Raw genomic sequence first — 4467 nt, forward strand, 5'->3', positions numbered from 1 at the left:
TCTATGGCGTGATTCGCGCGACGGCGATCAACCACGGCGGCAAGACCAACGGCTACACGGTGCCGAACCCGAACGCCCAGGCGAAGGTGATCGAGCGGGCGTTGCGCGATGGCGGCGTGGACGCACGTGCGATCAGTTATATCGAAGCGCATGGCACCGGCACCAGCCTGGGCGATCCGATCGAGATCGCGGGCTTGAGCAAGGCGTTCGGGCAATGGACGCAGGCCCGTCAGTACTGCGCGATCGGTTCAGCCAAGTCGAATATCGGGCATTGCGAAAGCGCGGCGGGCATTGCGGGCGTCACCAAGGTGCTGCTGCAGCTCAAGCACCGGCAGCTGGCCCCCAGCCTGCATTCGAGTGTGCTCAATCCGAACATCGACTTCACCGCCACGCCCTTCGTGGTGCAGCAGACGCTGGCCCCGTGGGAGCGGCCAGTGGTGGAAAAAGATGGCGTCACGCGCACCTATCCGCGCATCGCGGGGATCTCCTCCTTCGGCGCAGGCGGTGCGAATGCGCACGTAGTGATCGAGGAGTATGACGCGCCGGCACGCACAGATGTCGCTCAATCAGGCTCGGCATTGGTCGTACTGTCGGCTCGTAACGAGGAACAACTGCGGCAACAAGTGGTTCAGCTGTCGGCCTTCCTGGAGGCAAGAAAGAACGATGCCTCGCTGCGCCTGGACGAACTCGCCTATACGCTGCAGGTAGGGCGCGAGGCGATGGATGAGCGTCTTGGCGTAGCGGTGCATACGCTGGGTGAGCTTCGTTCGGCCTTGGCCGGATACCTGGCGGGCGAAGCGGAGCAGCAAGAAATCTACCGCGGCCAGGTGAGGCGGACGAAGGAGGCGCTCAGTACGCTCGTCGGCGATGAAGGAACCGAGGCTTTGCTGTCCGGCTGGATGACCCAAGGCAAGCACGGCAAATTGCTGGACCTGTGGGTGAAGGGTCTGCCGGTGGCATGGAAGGCTCTTTATAGCCAAGCACCACGGCGTATCAGCCTGCCGACCTATCCCTTCGCCCGCGAGCGGTACTGGCTCGATACCGAAGCCGCGCGGGATACGGCGACCGCGCCAGCTACAGCGGTGCTGCATCCGCTCGTGCACCGCAATACCTCGAACTTCTCACTGCAACGTTTCAGCTCCCGTTTCAGCGGCGAAGAATTCTTTCTGGCCGACCACGTCGTGCGGGAGTCGCGCGTACTGCCCGGTGTGGCGCAGTTGGAAATGGTGCGCCATGCAGCCAGTGAAGCCATGGGAGAGGCTTGCGCACTTGAGCTGCGGGATATCGAGTGGAAGCGTCCGGTCATCGTCGGCGAAGAAGGGCTTGACCTGCATATCGCATTGACGCCGCTGGACCGAGGCGAAATCGGCTTCGAGCTTTACCGCGACAACGAAGACGGCGACGCGTTGATCTATAGCCAGGGCATCGTGATCGCACTGGCCGATGCGCAGCCCGAAGTGGCGGCGCACAACCTTGCCCTCTTGCGCGAACAATGCCCATCGTCAATGGGCGCGGCGCAATGCTATGCGGCGTTCGCGGAAGCAGGCCTGCGGTATGGTCCTGCTTTCCAGGCCCTGAACGAGCTGTACATCGCGCCACAACACGTGCTGGCGCGCATTGCATTGCCGGCAACAGTGCAGGCGACTCAGGATGATTATCTTCTGCATCCCAGCGTACTGGACGCGGCGTGGCAGGCCGCTCTCGGTTGCATGCCCACCATCGGGCAGCGCTTGTGGTTGCCTGCAGCCCTGGGCTCGCTGGAGATGCTGGCGCCTTGCGCCGCCGCTATGTGGGCGGTGGTGCGCCATGGTGCCGTCGACGCCGAACGTGAGACGTCGCGGGTCTTCGATATTGATCTGTGCGATGAGGCAGGGGTCGTATGCATCCGCTTCGGTCGGCTTGAGCTGCGCTTGGCGACCACCGTCGCCGAGCCGGTCGAGTCTTTCCAGACCTTGCTGATGCATCCTTCGTGGAAGGGGCTGCCGATCGGCGATGAGCGCCTTTCGAAGCATGCGTTCGCTCAGCAGCGGGTGTTGCTGTGCGGTGTGCATGCCCAGATACCGGACGTAATCCAGTTGCCTCTCGCCGCTGGTGGCGACGTCGCGCGCGGCTACGAAGCGGCGGCCATCGCGTTGCTGGAATTGCTGCAGGGACTGAATGGACAGCCGGGCCAGCATCTGATTCAAGTCGTGGCGCCGGCGGAAGGCGAGGGTGCCTTGCTGGCTGGGCTTGGCGGCATGTTGCGGACCGCGCAGCTGGAGAATCCACGCCTGGTCGGCCAGGTCATCCAGGTCGAGTCCGGGCAGGACGTCGCGCGGGCGCTGGCCGAAAACCGGAACACCCAGGCATCGCATATCCGCTATGCGAAGGGCGTACGCTCGATCGCCGGCTGGAGCGAGCTGCCGGTGCAAGCGGCGACGTCGCCGTGGAAGGATCGCGGCGTCTATTTGATTACCGGCGGCGCAGGCGGGTTGGGCCTGATCTTCGCGCGCGAGATCGCGCGGCAGGCGAAGAACGCCACCTTGATCCTGACCGGGCGCTCCCTGCAGGACGAAAAGATCCATGCGCACGTGCGCGAACTGGAGACGCTCGGCGCGGTGGTGCGCTATCACGCGGTTGACGTCGCCGACAAAGCCGCGCTGACGCAGTTGGTGCACAGCATCCCGGAAGAGCATGAAAGCCTGGATGGCATCATCCACAGCGCAGGCGTGCTGCGCGACAGCTTCCTGATCCGCAAGGCACCGCAGCAGTTGCGTGAAGTTTTCAGCGCGAAGGTCGCCGGCACGCTGAACCTGGATGAGGCCAGCGCGCAGATCGCGCTGGACTGCTTCATCGTGTTCTCTTCGATCACCGCTGCGATCGGCAACGTCGGGCAGGCGGACTATGCGGCGGCGAACGCCTTCATGGATGCTTTCGCGCACCATCGCAACGAGCAGGTTGCCGCAGGTCAACGCCGCGGACGCACGCTGGCCGTGAACTGGCCGCTGTGGGCTGAAGGCGGTATGCAGGTCGATGACGCCACGCGCACGCACATGCTGCGCGAGATCGGCATGGTGCCGATGCGCACCGCCAACGGTTGCGCGGCCCTGGCGCAAGCCTGGTCAAGCAGTTCGGCACAGGTGTTGGTGGTGGAGGGCGTGGCGCACCGGTTGAAGGCTGCCCTTTCGGTCAAGGCGGTATCGGTGGAGCCCGCTGCCGCTCCGGCCGACAGCGGGCACACGCTGCCTGCAGCCGAAGACTTGCGCGAAAAAACCTTGCGGCATCTGGCACGCACGCTGTCGACAACCCTCAAGCTGTCGGCAGACAAGATCGATGCCAGCGCGCCAATGGAGGTGTACGGCATCGATTCGGTGATGGTCATGGATCTGACCGCCAGGCTGGAGAAGATATTCGGTGCGTTGCCGAAGACGCTATTCTTCGAGTACCAGACCCTCGCCGCCCTGGCCGATTATTTCCTGCAGCATCATCACGCTGCGCTGGTCGAGTTGCTTGGCGAAAAAGCGACCGCCGCCGCCGTAGTGGCGAAGACGCATCCCCACGCGAAGAGCGTGGCGGCGTCCAGCGTTCGATCGCGTTTCATGCCGCGTCACGCGCCGCAGGACAATGGCGCCATTGCGATCATCGGCCTGTCCGGCCGCTATCCGCAGGCGAACGACGTGGAGTCGTTCTGGGCCAACCTCAGCGGCGGCAAGGACAGCATCACCGAGATCCCGCTGGAACGCTGGGACTGGCGGCGCTACTACGACGCCGACCGTAGCAAGACTGGCACCACCTACAGCAAATGGGGCGGCTTCCTCGACGAGGTCGACAAGTTCGACCCGCTGTTCTTCAACATCTCGCCACGCGAGGCGGCGTTGATCGATCCGCAGGAAAGGCTGTTCCTGGAATGCGTGCACGGGGCGCTGGAAGACGCTGGCTACACACGCGAAAGCGCCGCGGCCGAAGGCAACGTCGGTGTGTTCGTGGGTGCGATGTACGAGGAATACCAGTTATTCGGTGCGCAAGCACAAGCCCAGGGACAGAACCTGGCTGTGTCAAACAGTGCAGCGTCGATCGCCAACCGCATCTCGTACTACTGCAACTTCCATGGTCCGAGCCTGGCGCTGGACACGATGTGCTCCTCGTCGCTGACGGCCATCCACCTGGCGTGTCAAAGCCTGAGACAAGGCGGTTGCGCTGTGGCTGTCGCCGGTGGCGTGAACGTATCGATCCATCCAAACAAGTACCTGATGCTGGCGCAGGGCAAGTTCATTTCGGGCAAGGGGCGCTGCGAAAGCTTCGGCGAGGGCGGCGAAGGCTATGTGCCGGGCGAGGGCGTGGGTGCGGTGCTGCTCAAGCCGCTGGCGCAGGCGGTGGCCGATGGCGACCATATCTATGGCGTGATTCGCGCGACGGCGATCAACCACGGCGGCAAGACCAACGGCTACACGGTGCCGAACCCGAACGCCCAGGCGAAGGTGATCGAGC

At 64.0% G+C, this 4467-nt stretch carries 1 protein-coding gene; it reads left to right on the forward strand.

What is annotated here, in order from left to right; translation table 11 throughout:
* The coding region (locus EKH80_RS23565) for an SDR family NAD(P)-dependent oxidoreductase (RefSeq protein WP_126687240.1) at positions 1–4467 on the forward strand (4467 nt) is incomplete at both ends.

The organism is Dyella choica, from assembly GCF_003977665.1.
Taxonomy (GTDB): Bacteria; Pseudomonadota; Gammaproteobacteria; order Xanthomonadales; family Rhodanobacteraceae; genus Dyella_B; species Dyella_B choica.